This is a genomic window from Streptomyces sp. NPDC104202 (assembly GCF_055584185.1).
In genome coordinates this window covers 41,138-57,827 of sequence record NZ_JBVJMN010000026.1, presented here as the reverse complement: position 1 = coordinate 57,827, position 16,690 = coordinate 41,138, and the positions used below count along the sequence as shown (strand labels likewise).

The window sequence follows — 16,690 nt, the reverse complement described above, 5'->3', positions numbered from 1 at the left end:
CGTCGTGAGCGCCCATCCCTCTCTCTTACATACCCCCCATGGGTATGCTACGGTGCTCCGCACAAGTACCCCCTAGGGGTATGCCCCGGCGGTGGTCGGGGGCCGACGCGAGCGAAGGGTCAGGGCAATGTCAACCGTCAATCCCCGGCGCTGGTGGGCACTTGTCGTGCTCGCCGCCGCCCAGTTCATGGTCATCATGGACACGTCGATCATCGGGGTCGCGCTCCCGGAGATGCAGAAGGACCTGGGCTTCACCCAGGGCGAGCTCCAGTGGGTCTTCAACGCGTACGTGATCGTCTTCGGCGGCCTCCTGCTCCTCGGCGGACGCCTCTCCGACCTGGTCGGGGCTCGGAAGATCTTCGTCACCGGCTGGGCCGTGATGATCGCCGGCTCGGTCCTCGCCGCCGCCGCGCAGACCGCCTGGGTCGAGATCGCCGGCCGCGCCGTGCAGGGCGTCGGCGGTGCCCTGATCGCGCCCTCCGCCATGACCCTGCTGATGATGCTCTTCATGCACGACCCGAAGGAGCTCGGCAAGGCGATGGCGCTCTACGGCGCCGCGGCTCCCGCCGGCGGCACCGCGGGCGTCTTCCTCGGCGGCGTCTTCACCGAGTGGGCGGCCTGGCAGTGGGTCTTCGTCATCTACATCCCCATCGGCCTGGCGACCCTCGCCGCGACCCGGCTCCTGCCGGAGGTCGGCGCGCGCCGCGGCTCCGTCGACGTCCTCGGTGCCGTCGCCGTCACCGCCGGTCTCGCGCTCGCCGTCTTCGCCGTCGTCCGCGCCCCCGAGGTCGGCTGGGGGGCCACCGCCACCGTCCTGGAACTGGCCGGCGCCGCCGCCCTGCTCGTCCTGTTCTTCGTGATCCAGAAGTCCGTCCGCGAGCCCCTCATGCCGCTCGGCGTGTGGCGGGTGCCGCGCCTCGGCTCGGCCAACCTGGCGATGACGCTGCTCGGCGCCGCCTGGATCCCGATGTGGTACTTCCTCAACCTCTACCTCCAGCAGGTCCTCGGCTACGGCGCCTTCGCGTCGGGCGCCGCGCTGCTGCCGATGACCGTGCTCCTGATGATCTTCATGACGGCCGTCACCGCTCGCCTCATGGGCCGCTTCGGGGCCAAGCCGCTCATCGGCGCGGGCCTCCTCGTGCTCGCCGCCGGCCTGGTCTGGCTCGCGGCCGTCCCGCCCACCGGCACGTTCCTGGTCGACGTCCTGCCGGCCTCGCTCGTCGCCGCGCTGGGCATGTCCCTCGCGTACATCCCGGCGATGATCGCCGCGATGTCGGGCGCCCCGCAGGAGCAGGCCGGTCTCGCCTCCGGCATCGTCAACACCACCTACAACGTGGGTTCCGCGCTCGGCCTCGCCGCCCTGACGGCCGTCGCCATGTCCCAGGGCGCCGACCGGCTCGGCGACCTGCCCCGGCTGACCGACGGCTTCTCGGCCGCCTTCATCGGGGCCGCGATCGTCGCCGCCGTCGGCGGTGTCGTGACCCTCCTCGTCATGAAGGGCGACAAGGCGGTCGCCGCCGAGGCCGCCGCCGCTCCCGCGCCGCAGGGCGAGAAGGTCTCCGCCTGAGCCGTCCCCGAAGGGGCCGCCCGACGTCCGACTCCGGACGCCGGGCGGCCCCTTTCCCGTACCCCCAGCAGCTGTGGAAAGGAAAGCCGTGGAACTGGACACCCGCGCCGTGCACGTCGTCAACGAGCCCTTCCCCGACGGCAGCCGGCCGCTCTCCGTGCCGCTCGTGCAGTCGTCCGCCTTCGCCTTCGACTCCGCCGCCGACCTCGCCGAGGCGATGGCCGGGCCCGACGGGCGGTACGTGTACGGCCGCCGGGGCAATCCGACCGTGCGGGCCCTGGAGCGGACGCTCGCGGGCCTGGAGGGCGGTGAGGGGGCGCTCGCGTTCGCCTCGGGGATGGGCGCGATCAGCGGGGTGCTCCTCGCGCTCCTGCGGCCCGGTGACCGGGTGGTGGCCCAGCGGTGCCTGTACGGGGGGACGCACGCGGTCCTCGCGGACCTGGCGGAGCGGTACGGGATCGAGGTGGTGCGGATATCCGGCGACGACCCGGCCGAGCTGGAGGCGGCGGCGGTCCACCCCGCCGCCCGGCTGCTGGTCCTGGAGACCATCGCCAACCCCACCGGGCAGGTCCCGGACCTGCCAGGACTGCTGGCGGCGGCGCGGGCCCTGGGGGTGACGAGCCTGGTGGACAACTCGCTGGCCTCGCCGGTGCTGTGCCGGCCGCTCGCGCTCGGCGCGGACGTCGTCGTCCACTCCACCACCAAGTACCTCTCCGGGCACTCGGACGTCCTCGGCGGGGCCGCGGTGTTCGCGGACGACGGGCTGCGTCGGCGGATCTGGCCCCGGACGGTCGAACTGGGCGCCTGTGCCGACCCGTTCGCGGCCTGGCTGACCCTGCGCGGGATACCGACGCTGCCGCTGCGGATGCGGGCGCACTGCGCGAACGCGGCGGTGCTGGCCGGACGGCTGGCGGACCGCGAGGAGGTGACGGCCGTCCACTATCCCCGACTCCCGGGCCATCCCTCGTACGCCCGCGCGCGCACGGTGCTCTCGGGCGGCGGCGGGCTGCTCTCCTTCGAGCTGGCGGGGGGCCGGGAAGCGGGCCGGGACTTCATCGAACGCGTGCGGGTGGCGCGCCTCGCGCTGTCGCTGGGCGGGGTGGAGACCCTCGTGACGCATCCGGCGTCCACCTCCCACCGGGAGCTGGACGAGGGCGAGTTGGCGGCCGCGGGGATCGGCGCCGGGCTGGTGCGGATGTCGGTCGGGATCGAGGACGCGGAGGACCTGTGGGCCGACGTCGAACAGGCCCTCGCATGAGCCTTTTTTGGGTTGACAAAATAAATGGTCAATTCGTAGATTGGGGTGTGCCAGGGAAAGACCACTCCTAGGTCAAGGGGGGAGCGCGATGCGCTACTTCGAGGACTTCCGGCCCGGCGACGTCCACGAGCTGGGCACCGTCACCGTCACGGAGGAGGAGGTGCTGGAGTTCGGCAGGCGCTTCGACCCCCAGCCCTTCCACACGGACCCCGAGCGCGCCGGGCACTCGCAGTTCGGCGGTCTGATCGCGAGCGGGTTCCACACCCAGGCGATGTTCATGCGGCGCTACGTCGACGGACTCCTCGCCTACAGCGCCTGTATGGGCTCGCCCGGCATCGACGAGGTGCGCTACCTGCGGCCCGTGCGCCCGGGCGACGTCCTCACCGCACGCGTCGAGATCCTCGGCTCCACCCCGTCGCCGTTCCACCGCGCCACCGGCACCGTCAAGCCCCGGTGCACCCTGGTGGCCCCCGACGGGACGGCCGTGTTCAGCATGATCCTGCACAGCATCTTCCGCCGGCGCCCCGCCGACTCCGAGGCCGACCATCTGTCGTCGATGCCCGCGGCCGAGGACCCCGTCGCCTGCGCGCGACCGGCCAAGACCTGTGTCCCGGTCATGAGCGCCTGACGGGCCGTCCTTCGTCGGGCCCCGAACACGGCCGTCCGTACCTCTCCGTACCTCCGTTGCCCACGTGAAGGGGGACCTCCTGTGGAGGCCGTATCCCGCACCGCCCAGTGGACCGCCGCCGCGCGCGCCCTGGAGACCGAGCGCGAGGACCGGCTGTTCGCCGATCCCTACGCGCGCACCGTCGCCGACGCGATCGGCTTCGAACTGCTCGCGCGCTACGACGGGGGCGGCATCGTGCCGTTCCTCGCCATCCGCACCACCTACCTCGACCGGGCCGTCGTCAAGGCGGTGGAGGAGCGCGGCATCCGGCAGGTCGTCTTCCTCGCCGCCGGCATGGACACCCGCTTCTTCCGGCTGCCCTGGCCCGACGGCGTCACCGTCTACGAGCTCGACCGCCCGGCCCTCCTGGAGGCCAAGGCGGAGATGCTCGCCGGCGAGCCGCAGCCCGCCGGCCGCACCCGCGTCACCGTCCCGGTCGACCTCACCCAGGACTGGACCGGCCCCCTGAAGGAGGCGGGCTGGAAGAGCGAGGAGCCCGTCCTCTGGGTGGTCGAGGGACTGCTGTTCTTCCTGCCCGAGCAGGCCGTGCGGACCCTCGTCTCGACGCTCTCCGCACACGCCGCCCCCGGCTCCGTGCTGCTCGGCGACGTCATCTCCCGGGCGGCCCTGGACAACCCGCTGGCCCGCGGCTTCATGGCGGCGCTGGAGGAGGACGGCAACCCGTGGCTCTTCGGCACCGAGGAGCCCGAGGCGCTGCTCGCCGACTGCGGCTGGGACGTGCGGGAGGTCCGGCAGCCCGGTGAGGAGGGCGCCGACTTCGGGCGCTGGCCCTACCGGGTCGCCCCGCGGGCGCTGCCCCGCGTCCCCCGCTCCTTCCTGTTCACCTGTGATCTCCCCACCCACCGCGAGGAGGAGGCGGCATGAGCGCCCACGACTTCCACCAGAGGGTCATCGGCGACGCGGGCGCGGCCGTCCGCGGTCTGACCGTCGCCCTCGGCGAGCGCCTCGGCCTCTACCGGGCGCTGGCCGCCGACGGTCCGCTGACCGCCGAGCAGCTCGCCGGGCGGACCGGCACGAACCCGCGCTACGTCGAGGAGTGGCTGCACGCCCAGCTCTCCGCCGGGTACGTCGAGCGGCACCCGAGCTCCCTCACGTACACGCTCCCCGCCGACCACGTCGAGGTGCTCGCCGACCCCGGCGCCGTGACCTACGCGGCCGGGTTCTTCACCGCGCTCAAGGCGCTGTACGCCACCGAGGACCTCCTCGTGGAGGCGTACCGCACCGGGGACGGCGTCGGCTGGGCCGAGCACGACGCGGCCCTCGACACCGGCATGGGCTCCTTCTTCCAGCCGACGTACGAGCACAAGCTGGTCCCGGACTGGCTGCCCGCCCTGCACGGCGTCACCGGCAAGCTCGCCGCCGGCGGCACGGTCGCCGACGTCGGCTGCGGCGTCGGCCACACCACGCTGCTGATCGCCCGGGCGTTCCCGCAGGCCACCGTCCACGGCTTCGACTACTCGGAGGAGGCCGTCGCGATCGCGCGGCAGCTGGCCGAGGAGGCCGGGCTCTCCGACCGGGTCGTCTTCGAGGTGGCGTCCGCCGACGACTACCCGGGCTCCGGCTACGACCTGGTGTGCTTCTTCAACGCCCTGCACGACATGGGTGACCCGGTCGCCGCCGCCCAGCACGTCCACAAGTCCCTGGACGCGGACGGCACCTGGATGCTCGTCGAATCCAACGTGTCGCCGCAGGACGTCGACACGCAGACCCCGGCCGCCCGCATGTTCATGGCGCTGTCGGCCGTGATGTGCCTGCCGGTCGCGGTCGCGCAGCGCGGCCCGCACGCGCTGGGCAACCACTCCGGCGAGAAGGCGTTCCGGGCCATCGCGGAGGAGGCCGGCTTCACCCGCTGGCGGCGCGCGACGGAGACCCCGGTGAACGCGGTCTACGAAGTCCGCCCGTAACCCCCACCGTCAGCGAGCGAGGAGCCACCCATGGGCACAGCCGCCCCCCTTCCCGTCACCGACCGGTTCCTGGAGGTCCTGGAACGCCTCAGCGAGCGTTCGGTCGAGGACTACTACAACCCGTACCAGACCTTCCAGTGGCCCGAGAAGCTGGAGGAGAACCGTTTCTGGATGACGCCGGAGCTGCTCACCGTCCACGGCACCGAGCACTACGACACCCTCGGCGAGGAAACGCTTCAGCGCCTGTCGAAGTGGGAGTCGGTCAACTTCTACAGCCTCAACGTGCACGGCATCCGCGAACTCCTCATCGAGGTCGTCGGACGCATCCACATGCCCGGCTTCGAGGTGCCCTCCGACTTCTTCCACCACTTCATCGGCGAGGAGAACGAACACATGTGGTTCTTCTCGGAGTTCTGCCGCCGCTACGGCAACAAGATCTACGGCTCCACCGCGATGCGCGCCGACGCGGCATGGGAGCCGGAGGTGGAGAACTTCCTGGTCTTCACCCGCATCCTCTTCTTCGAGGAGCTCGTCGACCACTACAACTCCCGGATGGCGAAGGACGACTCCCTCTGCCACACCATCCGCGAGGTCAACCGCATCCACCACCAGGACGAGTCCCGCCACATCGCCTTCGGCCGCGAGCTGGTCTCCCTCCTCCACGCCCGGATGTGCCAGGCGGTCAGCGCCGAACGGGTCCGCGAGGTGGAGGCGTACCTCAAGCGGTACGTCGTCTACAGCATCAACTCCCTCTACAACCCGCACGTCTACCGCGACGCCGGCATCGCCGACCCGCTCGCCCTGCGCAACGCGCTGGTCGCCGACCCGAGCCGCCGCCCCCACGAGCGCAAGGCCATCCGCAAGCCGCTCGCCTTCTTCCTCAGGACCGGGATCTTCTCCGACGACACCCTGCCCGTCGTCTGACCCGACCGGTCCACCCGGCCCGAGACCTCCCACCCGAGAGGTGCAGAGACCATGACCGTGACGACCCCCGCGACCGTCGGGGAAGCCCAGGGGCAGGCGAGGGGCCTGCCCTCGCTCGGCCCGGAGGGGACCCGCCTGCTGCGGCTCCTCGACGACACCTTCGAGCGCTGGGGCGTGACCGCAGGCGCCCGCCCGATGACCATGCCCCCGCTCCTGCCGGCCGCCGACCTGGCCAAGCTCGACTACTACGACAACTTCCCCCACCAGGCCGTCGTCGCCGCCCCGCTCGACCTGGAGCGCCGCACGACGACCCCGTTCTCCGCCGACACCGGCACCTTCCCCAGCGAGGCCCTCCAGCCGGCCGCGCTCGGGCTGCCGTCGGCGTCCTGCTACGCCGTCTACCTCGACCACCAGGGCCGCCGGGTCGCCGACGACACCCTCGTCACGGTCTGCTCCTGGTGCTTCCGCAAGGAGACCCACTACGAGGGCATGCGGCGCCAGCTCGGCTTCCGCATGCGCGAGATCGTGGCGATCGGCACGCGCGAGCACGCCGAGGCCCACCTCGCGGACTTCACCGGCCGCATCCAGGCGTTCGCGAACGCCCTCGACCTGCCGCTGCGCAGGGAGGCCGCCTGCGACCCCTTCTTCGACAAGGGCGGCTCGAAGGCGCTCCTCCAGCGGCTCACCCCGGTGAAGTACGAGTTCCTGTACGAGGACCTGGCGATCGCCTCGGTCAACACCCACCGGAACTTCTTCGGCGACCGCTGCGACATCACCCTGGCCTCGACCGGCGGACCCGCCTTCACCAGCTGCGTCGCCTTCGGCCTGGAGCGATGGCTGTCCGCACTGACCCGGCGCCACGGCGACTGGGAGTCCGCCGCCCGGGCGGTCCTCGACGCGAACGCCCGCCTGCGGGCCGAGGCGAGCGGCGCGGCCGGGCCGGTGATCTGACGTGCCGGCCCGTCCCGCCGCCCCGCCGGCGGGCGGCCTGGGGTGGGCGAACCTCGGCATGGACATCGTGTCCGTCAACCGTGTCCGCAGGCTCCTCGCCCAGTACGGGGAGCGGTTCTTCGAGCGGATGCTCACCCCCGGCGAGCTCGCCGACTGCCGGACGTCCTCCGGGCTCGACGTCCTGAGCCTGTGCGGGCGGATCGCGGCCAAGGAGGCGGCCTTCAAGACCCTCCGGGTCAGAGGCAGGTTCCTGCCCTGGCCGGACATCGTCGTGCGCCGCTCCGAGGGCGGCTGGCCGCTCGTGGAGCTGCACCGGGCCGCCGCCGAGATGGCGGCCGAGTCCGGCATCACCGAGATCACCGTGTCCATCAGCCACGACGTGGACTACGCCGTCGCGGTGGCCGCCCCGATCATCGCCCCGGCGCCCGTGCCCGCGCCCCCCACCCCTTCCGTATCCAGCAGCAGCTAAAAGGAGAGCAACCATGGCCGACGGCCTGCAGACGGTGAAGAACTGGATCCTGGAGCGCCACCCCGAGCGTGACGACATCGCCTCCGACCTCGACCTCATCGAGAACCGGCTCATCGACTCGCTGTCCTTCGTCGAGTTCGTCTTCCTCCTTGAGCAGGAGAGCGGCACCGCCATCCAGATGGAGACCCTGGAGGTCGACTCCATCCGGACCCTCGGCGCCATCGAGCAGCACTTCTTCAAGGCGCCGGCGGAGGTCCAGGCATGAGCCGCCGCCTCTTCACCTCGGAGTCCGTGACCGAGGGACACCCCGACAAGATCGCCGACCGGATCAGCGACACCATCCTCGACGCGCTCCTCGCCCAGGACCCCGCCTCGCGCGTGGCCGTCGAGACCCTCATCACCACCGGCATCGTCCACATCGCCGGCGAGGTCACCACCACCGCGTACGCCCCGATGGCGAAACTGGTCCGCGAGGCCGTCCTCGACATCGGCTACGACTCCTCCGCCAAGGGCTTCGACGGTGCCTCGTGCGGCGTCTCGGTCTCCATCGGCGCCCAGTCCCCGGACATCGCGCAGGGCGTCGACACGGCGTACGAGTCCCGCGTCGAGGGCGCGGGCGACGCGCTCGACGCCCAGGGCGCCGGCGACCAGGGCCTGATGTTCGGCTACGCCTGCGACGACACGGCCGAGCTGATGCCGCTGCCGATCGCGCTCGCCCACCGGCTCTCCCGCCGGCTCACCGAGGTCCGCAAGGACGGCACCGTGCCCTACCTGCGGCCCGACGGCAAGACGCAGGTCACCATCGAGTACGACGGCGACCGTCCCGTCCGCCTCGACACGGTGGTCGTCTCCTCCCAGCACGCCGCCGACATCTCCGTCGAGGGCCTGCTCACCCCGGACGTCCGCGAGTACGTCGTCGAGCACGTCCTCAAGGAGCTGGTGGAGGAGGGCGTCAGCCTGGAGTCCGACGGCTACCGCCTGCTGGTCAACCCGACCGGGCGCTTCGAGGTCGGCGGCCCGATGGGCGACGCCGGACTCACCGGCCGCAAGATCATCATCGACACGTACGGCGGGATGGCCCGGCACGGCGGCGGCGCCTTCTCCGGCAAGGACCCCTCGAAGGTCGACCGCTCGGCCGCCTACGCGATGCGCTGGGTCGCCAAGAACGTCGTCGCGGCCGGGCTCGCCCGCCGCTGCGAGGTCCAGGTCGCCTACGCGATCGGCAAGGCCGAGCCCGTCGGCCTCTTCGTGGAGACCTTCGGCACCGGCACCCTCCCGGACGAGGAGATCCAGGCGGCCGTCGGCGCCGTCTTCGACCTGCGCCCCGCGGCCATCATCCGCGACCTGGACCTCAAGCGGCCCATCTACGCGGCGACGGCGGCCTACGGACACTTCGGCCGCGAGCTCCCCGAGTTCACCTGGGAGCGCACGGACCGCGTGGAGCAGCTGAAGAAGGCCGTCCACGCGGGGGAAGGGGTCTGACGGAGATGCGCATCGCTGTCACCGGATCCATCGCGACCGACCATCTGATGACCTTCCCCGGCTGGTTCAGCGAGCAGCTCATCGCCGACCGGCTCGACCGGGTCTCCCTGTCGTTCCTCGCCGACGACCTGGAGGTCAGGCGCGGTGGGGTGGCGGCGAACATCGCCTTCGGGCTCGGGGTCCTCGGACTGCGGCCCGCCCTCGTGGGCGCGGTCGGCGCCGACTTCGAGCCGTACCGGGTCTGGCTGAAGGACCACGGCGTCGACACCGACTCCGTGCGCGTCAGCGGGACGCTCCACACCGCGCGCTTCGTCTGTACCACCGACCGCGCCCAGAACCAGATCGCCACCTTCTACGCGGGGGCGATGGCCGAGGCGCGCGCGATCGACCTGCGGGAGGTCGTGGCGCGCACCGGCCGGCTGGAACTGGTCCTGGTCTCCCCGGACGACCCCCAGGCCATGCTCCGGCACACCCGCACCTGCCGTGACCTGGGCATCCCCTTCGCCGCCGACCCGTCGCAGCAGCTGGCTCGGCTCGACGGGGGAGAGGTGCGGGAGCTGGTGGACGGGGCGCGGTTCCTCTTCACCAACGCGTACGAGACGGCCCTGCTCCTGGAGAAGACCGGCTGGACCGACGCCGAGGTGCTGCGCCGGGTCCGCACCTGGGTCACCACCCACGGCGAGGCGGGCGTCCGCGTCCGGGGCGAGGGCCGCGCCCCGCTGTCCGTGCCGGCGGTCGCGGTCCCCGCGGTCGTCGACCCGACCGGGGTCGGCGACGCCTTCCGGGCCGGGTTCCTCGCCGGGACCCTGTGGGGGGTGCCGGAGCGGTGCGCGGCGCAGCTGGGCTGCGCGGTCGCCGCCACCGTCCTCGACTACGTGGGGACCCAGGAGTACCGGCTGCACCGGGACTCCCTCCTCGACCGTATCAGGACGACGTACGGGGTGGGCTGCACGGCCGCCCTCGTCACGCACCTGGGCGGACTGTCGTGAGCGCGGCCCGCCGTTCGCTCCGCGAGGAGTTCGCCACCCGGGTCGTCGTCGCCGACGGGGCGATGGGCACCATGCTCCAGGCCGCCGACCCGACGATGGACGACTTCCGGAACCTGGAGGGCTGCAACGAGATCCTCAACCTCACCCGGCCCGACATCGTCGCCTCCGTCCACGACGCGTACTTCTCCGTCGGGGTGGACTGCGTGGAGACCAACACCTTCGGGGCCAACCTGGCGGCGCTCGCCGAGTACGGCATCGAGAACCAGGTGTACGAGCTGTCCGAGGCCGGCGCCCGGATCGCCCGCGCCTGTGCGGACGCCCACACGGCCGCCGACGGACGCCCCCGCTGGGTCCTCGGCTCCATGGGCCCCGGCACGAAGCTGCCGACGCTCGGCCACGTCCCCTACGCGCCGCTGCGGGACGCCTTCCGGCAGAACGCGGAGGGCCTGATCCGCGGCGGCGCGGACGCCCTGCTCATCGAGACCTCGCAGGACCTGCTCCAGACGAAGGCGGCCGTCATCGGCGCCCGCCGCGCCCTGGACTGGGTGGGCGTCGACCTGCCCGTCATCGTCCAGGTCACCGTCGAGACCACCGGCACCATGCTGCTCGGCTCGGAGATCGGCGCGGCGCTGACCGCCCTGGAGCCGCTCGGCATCGACATGATCGGCCTGAACTGCGCCACGGGCCCGGCCGAGATGACCGAGCACCTGCGCCACCTGTCCCGGCACGCCCGCGTCCCGATCTCCGTCATGCCGAACGCGGGCCTGCCCGTCCTGACCTCCGACGGCGCGCACTACCCCCTCTCGCCGGCCGAACTGGCCGACGCCCAGGAGGCGTTCGTCCGTGAATACGGCCCCGCCCTGGTCGGCGGCTGCTGCGGCACGACCCCGGAGCACCTGCGGGAGATCGTGGAACGGGTGCGGGGAGCCGCGGTGCTCGACCGCCGCCCGACGCCGGAACCCGGCGTCTCCTCCCTCTACGGCCACGTGCCGTTCCGCCAGGACAGCTCGTACCTGGCGATCGGCGAGCGGACCAACGCCAACGGCTCGAAGAAGTTCCGCGAGGCCATGCTCGAAGGCCGCTGGGACGACTGCGTCGAGATGGCCCGCGACCAGATCCGCGAGGGCGCGCACCTGCTCGACCTCTGCGTCGACTACGTGGGCCGCGACGGCGTCGCCGACATGGAGGAGCTGGCCGGCCGCTTCGCGACCGCCTCCACCCTCCCCGTCGTCCTGGACTCCACCGAGGTCGACGTCCTGCGCGCCGGCCTGGAGAAGCTCGGCGGCCGCGCGGTCGTCAACTCCGTCAACTACGAGGACGGCGACGGCCCCGACTCCCGCTTCGCCCAGGTCACGGCCCTCGCCAGGGAGCACGGCGCCGCCCTCATGGCGCTGACCATCGACGAGGAGGGCCAGGCCCGCACCGTCGAGCACAAGGTCGCGATCGCCGAACGGCTCATCGAGGACCTCACCGGCACCTGGGGCATCAGGGAGTGCGACATCCTGATCGACACCCTGACCTTCACCATCTGCACCGGTCAGGAGGAGTCCCGCAAGGACGGCATCGCCACCATCGAGGCCATCCGCGAGCTCAAGCGGCGCCACCCCGACGTCCAGACGACGCTGGGCCTGTCCAACATCTCCTTCGGCCTCAACCCGGCCGCCCGCATCGTCCTGAACTCGGTCTTCCTCGACGAGTGCGTCAAGGCCGGCCTCGACTCGGCGATCGTCCACGCCTCCAAGATCCTGCCCATCGCCCGCCTCGCACCGGAACAGGTCCGCGTCGCGCTCGACCTGATCCACGACCGGCGCGCCGAGGGCTACGACCCGCTCCAGCGGTTCCTGGAGATGTTCGAGGGTGCCACGGCGACGTCCCTGAAGGCCGGCAAGACCGAGGAACTCCTCGCCCTGCCCCTCGACGAGCGCCTCAAGCGCCGCATCGTCGACGGCGAGAAGAACGGCCTGGAGGCCGACCTCGATGCCGCGCTCGCCCTCCGCCCCGCCCTGGAGATCGTCAACGAGATCCTGCTCGACGGCATGAAGACCGTGGGCGAGCTCTTCGGCTCCGGTCGGATGCAGCTGCCGTTCGTGCTCCAGTCCGCCGAGGTCATGAAGACCGCGGTGGCGCACCTGGAGCCGCACATGGAGAAGTCGGACGCGGAGGGCAAGGGCACGATCGTGCTCGCCACCGTCCGCGGCGACGTCCACGACATCGGCAAGAACCTCGTCGACATCATCCTGTCGAACAACGGCTACAACGTGGTCAACATCGGCATCAAGCAGCCCGTCTCCGCGATCCTGGAGGCCGCCGAGGAGCACTCCGCCGACGTCATCGGCATGTCGGGCCTCCTCGTGAAGTCCACCGTGATCATGAAGGAGAACCTCCAGGAGCTCAACCAGCGCGAACTGGCGGCGAAGTACCCGGTGATCCTCGGCGGAGCCGCCCTCACCCGCGCCTACGTCGAACAGGACCTGCACGAGATCTACCAGGGCGAGGTGCGCTACGCCCGCGACGCCTTCGAGGGCCTGCGCCTCATGGACGCCCTCATGGGCCTCAGACGGGGCGTCCCCGGCGCCGCCCTCCCGCCCCTCAAACAGCGCCGCGTACCGAAGCGCGCCACCCCGCCCGCCGAGGCCCGCACCCCCGAACCCGCCGGCCGCTCCGACGTCGCCGCCGACAACCCCGTACCCGAACCCCCCTTCCTCGGCACCCGCGTCGTCCGGGACATCCCCCTCGCCGCCTACGCCCCCTGGCTCGACGAGACCGCCCTCTTCAAGGGCCAGTGGGGCCTCAAGGACGCCGCCACCGTCGAGACCGAGGGCCGACCGCGGCTCCGCGCCCTGCTCGACCGCGTGGAACGCGAGAACCTGGCCGAGGCCGCCGTCGTCCACGGCTGGTTCCCCTGCGTCTCCAAGGGCGACGACCTGATCGTCCTGGACGAGGACGGAGGCGAGCGGACCCGCTTCACCTTCCCCCGCCAGCAGCGGGGCCGCCGCCTCTGCCTGGCCGACTTCCACCGCGCCGAGGACTCCGGCGAGGTCGACGCCGTCGCCCTCCAGATCGTCACCGTCGGCCCCCGGATCGGCGAGGAGACCGCCCGCCTCTTCGCCGCCGACGCCTACCGCGACTACCTCGAACTCCACGGCCTCTCCGTCCAGCTCGCCGAGGCCCTCGCCGAGTACTGGCACGCCCGCGTCCGCGCCGACTGGGGCATCGCCGGCGCCTCCAAACCGGCCGGCCTCGACGGCATGCTGCGCACCGAGTACCAGGGCTGCCGCTACTCCCTCGGCTACCCCGCCTGCCCCGACCTGGAGGACCGGGCGAAGATCGCCGCACTCCTGCGCCCCGAACGGATCGGCGTCGAGCTCTCGGAGGAGTACCAGCTCCACCCCGAGCAGTCGACGGACGCGATCGTCGTCCACCACCCGGAGGCGAGCTACTTCAACGCCGGAGGCAGACGCCTGTGAACCCCACCTTCTCCTTCGAGTTCTTCCCGCCCCGGAGCGACCGCGGCGAACAGACCCTCTGGGACGCCCTCCGCCGCGTCGAGGCGCTCCGGCCGGACTTCGTCTCCGTGACGTACGGCGCCGGCGGGTCCTCCCGCGACCGCACCATCGACGTCACCCAGCGGATCGTCACCGAGACCACCCTGCGGCCCGTCGCCCACCTGACGGCCGTCGGCCACTCCGTCGCCGAACTGCGCGCCATCATCGGCGCCTACGCGGACGCCGGCGTCCGGGACGTCCTCGTCCTGCGCGGCGACCCGCCGGGCGACCCCCGGGGCCCCTGGACCCCGCACCCCGAGGGCTTCACCCACGCCCACGAACTCGTCTCGCTCGTCCGCTCCCTGGGCGATTTCCGGATCGGGGTGGCCGCCTTCCCCGAAGGCCACCCCCGCTCCCCGGACCCCGCCGCCGACCTCGCCCACTTCGTCGCCAAGTGCCGGGCCGGCGCCGACTACGCCATCACGCAGATGTTCTTCGACCCCGAGGACTACCTGCGGCTGCGCGACCGGGTCGCCGCCGCCGGCTGCGACACCCCGATCATCCCGGAGATCATGCCCGCCACCGACGTCCGCCAGATCCGGCGCTTCGCCGAACTGAGCGACGCCGCCTTCCCCGAGGACCTCGCCCACCGCCTCGAAGCAGCCCGGGACGACCCCGCCGCCGCGTACCGCACCGGCGTCGAGCACGCGACCGCCATGGGCCTGCGCCTCCTCGACGAGGGCGCGCCCGGCCTGCACTACATCACGCTCAACAAGTCGACGGCGGCCCTCGAAATCCACCGCACCATCCTCAGCGCAAGGAGCGTTGTCCATGTCTGACGTCACCACCGGCTTCTCCGACTTCAAGGTCGCGGACCTCTCCCTGGCCGCCTTCGGCCGCAAGGAGATCACCCTCGCCGAGCACGAGATGCCCGGCCTGATGGCGATCCGCCGCGAGTACGCCGCCGCACAGCCCCTCGCCGGCGCCCGCATCACCGGCTCCCTGCACATGACCGTGCAGACCGCCGTCCTCATCGAGACCCTGGTCGCCCTCGGCGCCCAGGTCCGCTGGGTGTCCTGCAACATCTACTCGACCCAGGACCACGCCGCCGCCGCGATCGCCGCGGCCGGCATCCCGGTCTTCGCCTGGAAGGGCGAGACCCTGGAGGAGTACTGGTGGTGCACCGAGCGGGCCCTCACCTGGCCCGGCGCCGACGGGCCCAACATGATCCTCGACGACGGCGGCGACGCCACCCTCCTCGTCCACAAGGGCGTGGAGTACCAGAAGGCCGGCGCCGTCCCCGACCCCTCCATCGCCGACAACGACGAGCACCGCGTCATCCTGGAGCTGCTCCGGGACACCACCCTCGACTGGACCGCCCTCGCCGCCTCGGTCCGCGGCGTCACCGAGGAGACCACCACCGGCGTCCACCGCCTGTACGAGATGCACCAGGCCGGCGACCTGCTCTTCCCGGCGATCAATGTGAACGATGCCGTGACCAAGTCGAAGTTCGACAACAAGTACGGCTGCCGGCACTCGCTGATCGACGGCATCAACCGTGCCACCGACGTCCTCATCGGCGGCAAGACCGCTGTCGTCTGCGGCTATGGCGACGTGGGCAAGGGTTGCGCCGAGTCCCTCCGTGGCCAGGGCGCGCGTGTCATCGTCACGGAGATCGACCCGATCTGCGCGCTTCAGGCGGCGATGGACGGCTACCAGGTCACGACTCTGGACGAGGTCGTGGAGACCGCCGACATCTTCATCACCACGACGGGCAACAAGGACATCATCATGGCCGCCGACATGGCCAAGATGAAGCACCAGGCCATCGTGGGCAACATCGGTCACTTCGACAACGAGATCGACATGGCCGGCCTCGCCAAGACCGCGGGTATCGTCAAGGACGAGGTCAAGCCGCAGGTCCACACCTGGACCTACCCCGACGGCAAGGTCCTGATCGTCCTCTCCGAGGGCCGTCTGCTGAACCTGGGCAACGCGACCGGTCACCCGTCCTTCGTGATGTCGAACTCCTTCGCGGACCAGACCCTGGCCCAGATCGAGCTCTTCACGAAGCCCGAGGAGTACCCGACCGACGTCTACGTCCTCCCCAAGCACCTGGACGAGAAGGTCGCCCGGCTCCACCTCGACGCCCTCGGCGTCAAGCTGACGACCCTCCGTCCCGACCAGGCCGCCTACATCGGCGTCGAGGTCGACGGCCCCTTCAAGCCGGACCACTACCGCTACTGATGTGTACCGCATGCGTCCACGACACCCGTGACCCGTGGCTCCCCGACCGTCTCCTCACGACGGAACGGGACCACCTGATGCCCCTCCTCCGCCGCACCCCCGAGGAGGCGTACGCGCTCCGCACCGCCTGCCCGGGCTGGACCGTCCGCCAGGTCCTCGCCCACTGCGGGGCCGCGCTCGTCCGCATCGTCGAGGACCGCCTCGAAGAAGGCGTCTTCCTCCCCGAGGCCAACGCCGCCGACGTCGCCGAACGCGAGGACTGGACCCTCGACCGCGTCCTCGACGAACTCGAACGCGGCCTCACCGACGCCGGCCCCGTCATCGCGGCCCGCGACGACGGCCGCCTCGACGCCGTCGCCCTCGGCGAGTGGGTCCACGCAGGCGACGTCCGCGAAGCCCTCGGCGCCCCCCACGCCTACTGCGGAGCCAGCCTCGACCTGGCCCTCCCCCTGCTCTCCGTCACCAGCCGCCGCCGCGAGACCCCCCGCCTCCTCGGCCTCCTCCCCGACCGCGACCACCCTCTCGCCCTCGGCAACGAGCTCCCCGGCCGCCCCGCCGCCCACTTCCGCGGTGACGCGCCCACCCTCATCCGCATCTACTCCGGCCGCCCCCTCGTCCGCACCCTCTACCACCTCACCGGCGCCACCGAACAAGAACTCTGCCTCTACCGCTGACCCCTGGCCCGGCATGGACCATGCCGGGCCTGCGGGAGTTGGTGAAAAGGTC

At 71.8% G+C, this 16,690-nt stretch carries 15 protein-coding genes; all 15 read left to right on the top strand.

Features of this window, described 5'->3' with window-relative positions:
- The first annotated feature begins 127 nt into the window (after window positions 1-127).
- The 15 genes from ACZ60W_RS18630 to ACZ60W_RS18560 all read left to right on the top strand — a co-directional run bounded on the left by ACZ60W_RS18630 (window position 128) and on the right by ACZ60W_RS18560 (window position 16,638).
- On the top strand, window positions 128-1,567 hold the full coding sequence (locus ACZ60W_RS18630) for an MFS transporter (protein WP_469756400.1): 1,440 nt from the start codon (window positions 128-130) through the stop codon (window positions 1,565-1,567).
- 88 nt (window positions 1,568-1,655) lie between these two features.
- Window positions 1,656-2,825 carry a trans-sulfuration enzyme family protein gene (locus ACZ60W_RS18625; protein ID WP_469756399.1) on the top strand — a complete coding sequence of 390 codons (1,170 nt, stop codon included), beginning with the start codon at window positions 1,656-1,658 and terminating at the stop codon, window positions 2,823-2,825.
- A gap of 88 nt (window positions 2,826-2,913) precedes the next feature.
- Complete coding sequence (locus ACZ60W_RS18620; RefSeq protein ID WP_469756398.1) at window positions 2,914-3,453, top strand: MaoC family dehydratase; 540 nt, start codon at window positions 2,914-2,916, stop codon at window positions 3,451-3,453.
- An 81-nt stretch (window positions 3,454-3,534) separates the two neighbouring features.
- Window positions 3,535-4,377: a class I SAM-dependent methyltransferase gene (locus ACZ60W_RS18615; RefSeq protein ID WP_469756397.1), complete on the top strand. Its 843-nt coding sequence runs from the start codon at window positions 3,535-3,537 to the stop codon at window positions 4,375-4,377.
- A complete protein-coding gene (locus tag ACZ60W_RS18610) occupies window positions 4,374-5,417 on the top strand; it encodes a methyltransferase domain-containing protein (protein WP_469756396.1) in 1,044 nt (347 codons plus the stop codon). Before ACZ60W_RS18615 ends, ACZ60W_RS18610 begins: the two co-directional genes overlap by 4 nt.
- Window positions 5,418-5,447: 30 nt before the next feature.
- Window positions 5,448-6,341 (top strand): diiron oxygenase, encoded by an 894-nt coding sequence (locus ACZ60W_RS18605; RefSeq protein ID WP_469756395.1) that lies wholly within the window; start codon window positions 5,448-5,450, stop codon window positions 6,339-6,341.
- Between the two features lie 51 nt (window positions 6,342-6,392).
- On the top strand, window positions 6,393-7,292 hold the full coding sequence (locus ACZ60W_RS18600) for a class-II aminoacyl-tRNA synthetase family protein (protein ID WP_469756394.1): 900 nt from the start codon (window positions 6,393-6,395) through the stop codon (window positions 7,290-7,292).
- 1 nt (window position 7,293) lies between these two features.
- Entirely contained in the window at window positions 7,294-7,761 is a 468-nt protein-coding gene (gene acpS, locus ACZ60W_RS18595) for a holo-ACP synthase (RefSeq protein WP_469756393.1), read from the top strand.
- A 13-nt stretch (window positions 7,762-7,774) separates the two neighbouring features.
- Window positions 7,775-8,026, top strand: coding sequence for a phosphopantetheine-binding protein (locus ACZ60W_RS18590; protein ID WP_190160773.1), 252 nt, complete (start codon window positions 7,775-7,777; stop codon window positions 8,024-8,026).
- Window positions 8,023-9,243: a methionine adenosyltransferase gene (metK, locus tag ACZ60W_RS18585; RefSeq protein WP_469756392.1), complete on the top strand. Its 1,221-nt coding sequence runs from the start codon at window positions 8,023-8,025 to the stop codon at window positions 9,241-9,243. The genes ACZ60W_RS18590 and metK overlap by 4 nt, the downstream gene beginning before the upstream one ends.
- Before the next feature lie 5 nt (window positions 9,244-9,248).
- Complete coding sequence (locus ACZ60W_RS18580) at window positions 9,249-10,232, top strand: carbohydrate kinase family protein (protein ID WP_469756391.1); 984 nt, start codon at window positions 9,249-9,251, stop codon at window positions 10,230-10,232.
- Window positions 10,229-13,699, top strand: a complete 3,471-nt coding sequence (gene metH, locus ACZ60W_RS18575; protein ID WP_469756390.1) for a methionine synthase — start codon at window positions 10,229-10,231, stop codon at window positions 13,697-13,699. Before ACZ60W_RS18580 ends, metH begins: the two co-directional genes overlap by 4 nt.
- Window positions 13,696-14,556 (top strand): methylenetetrahydrofolate reductase [NAD(P)H], encoded by an 861-nt coding sequence (metF, locus tag ACZ60W_RS18570; RefSeq protein ID WP_469756389.1) that lies wholly within the window; start codon window positions 13,696-13,698, stop codon window positions 14,554-14,556. The genes metH and metF overlap by 4 nt, the downstream gene beginning before the upstream one ends.
- Window positions 14,549-15,964, top strand: a complete 1,416-nt coding sequence (ahcY, locus tag ACZ60W_RS18565; protein ID WP_469756388.1) for an adenosylhomocysteinase — start codon at window positions 14,549-14,551, stop codon at window positions 15,962-15,964. Before metF ends, ahcY begins: the two co-directional genes overlap by 8 nt.
- Complete coding sequence (locus tag ACZ60W_RS18560) at window positions 15,964-16,638, top strand: maleylpyruvate isomerase family mycothiol-dependent enzyme (protein WP_469756387.1); 675 nt, start codon at window positions 15,964-15,966, stop codon at window positions 16,636-16,638. Before ahcY ends, ACZ60W_RS18560 begins: the two co-directional genes overlap by 1 nt.
- Window positions 16,639-16,690: the final 52 nt, after the last annotated feature.

What these genes read in the sequence shown, in the direction of transcription:
- ACZ60W_RS18600 (WP_469756394.1), top strand. Translation starts at nt 6,393, where the DNA reads ATGACCGTGACGACCCCCGCGACCGTCGGGGAAGCCCAGGGGCAGGCG.
- metK (WP_469756392.1), top strand. Translation starts at nt 8,023, where the DNA reads ATGAGCCGCCGCCTCTTCACCTCGGAGTCCGTGACCGAGGGACACCCC.
- ACZ60W_RS18590 (WP_190160773.1), top strand. Translation starts at nt 7,775, where the DNA reads ATGGCCGACGGCCTGCAGACGGTGAAGAACTGGATCCTGGAGCGCCAC.
- ACZ60W_RS18605 (WP_469756395.1), top strand. Translation starts at nt 5,448, where the DNA reads ATGGGCACAGCCGCCCCCCTTCCCGTCACCGACCGGTTCCTGGAGGTC.
- ACZ60W_RS18560 (WP_469756387.1), top strand. Translation starts at nt 15,964, where the DNA reads ATGTGTACCGCATGCGTCCACGACACCCGTGACCCGTGGCTCCCCGAC.
- ACZ60W_RS18620 (WP_469756398.1), top strand. Translation starts at nt 2,914, where the DNA reads ATGCGCTACTTCGAGGACTTCCGGCCCGGCGACGTCCACGAGCTGGGC.
- ahcY (WP_469756388.1), top strand. Translation starts at nt 14,549, where the DNA reads ATGTCTGACGTCACCACCGGCTTCTCCGACTTCAAGGTCGCGGACCTC.
- ACZ60W_RS18630 (WP_469756400.1), top strand. Translation starts at nt 128, where the DNA reads ATGTCAACCGTCAATCCCCGGCGCTGGTGGGCACTTGTCGTGCTCGCC.
- ACZ60W_RS18580 (WP_469756391.1), top strand. Translation starts at nt 9,249, where the DNA reads ATGCGCATCGCTGTCACCGGATCCATCGCGACCGACCATCTGATGACC.
- ACZ60W_RS18610 (WP_469756396.1), top strand. Translation starts at nt 4,374, where the DNA reads ATGAGCGCCCACGACTTCCACCAGAGGGTCATCGGCGACGCGGGCGCG.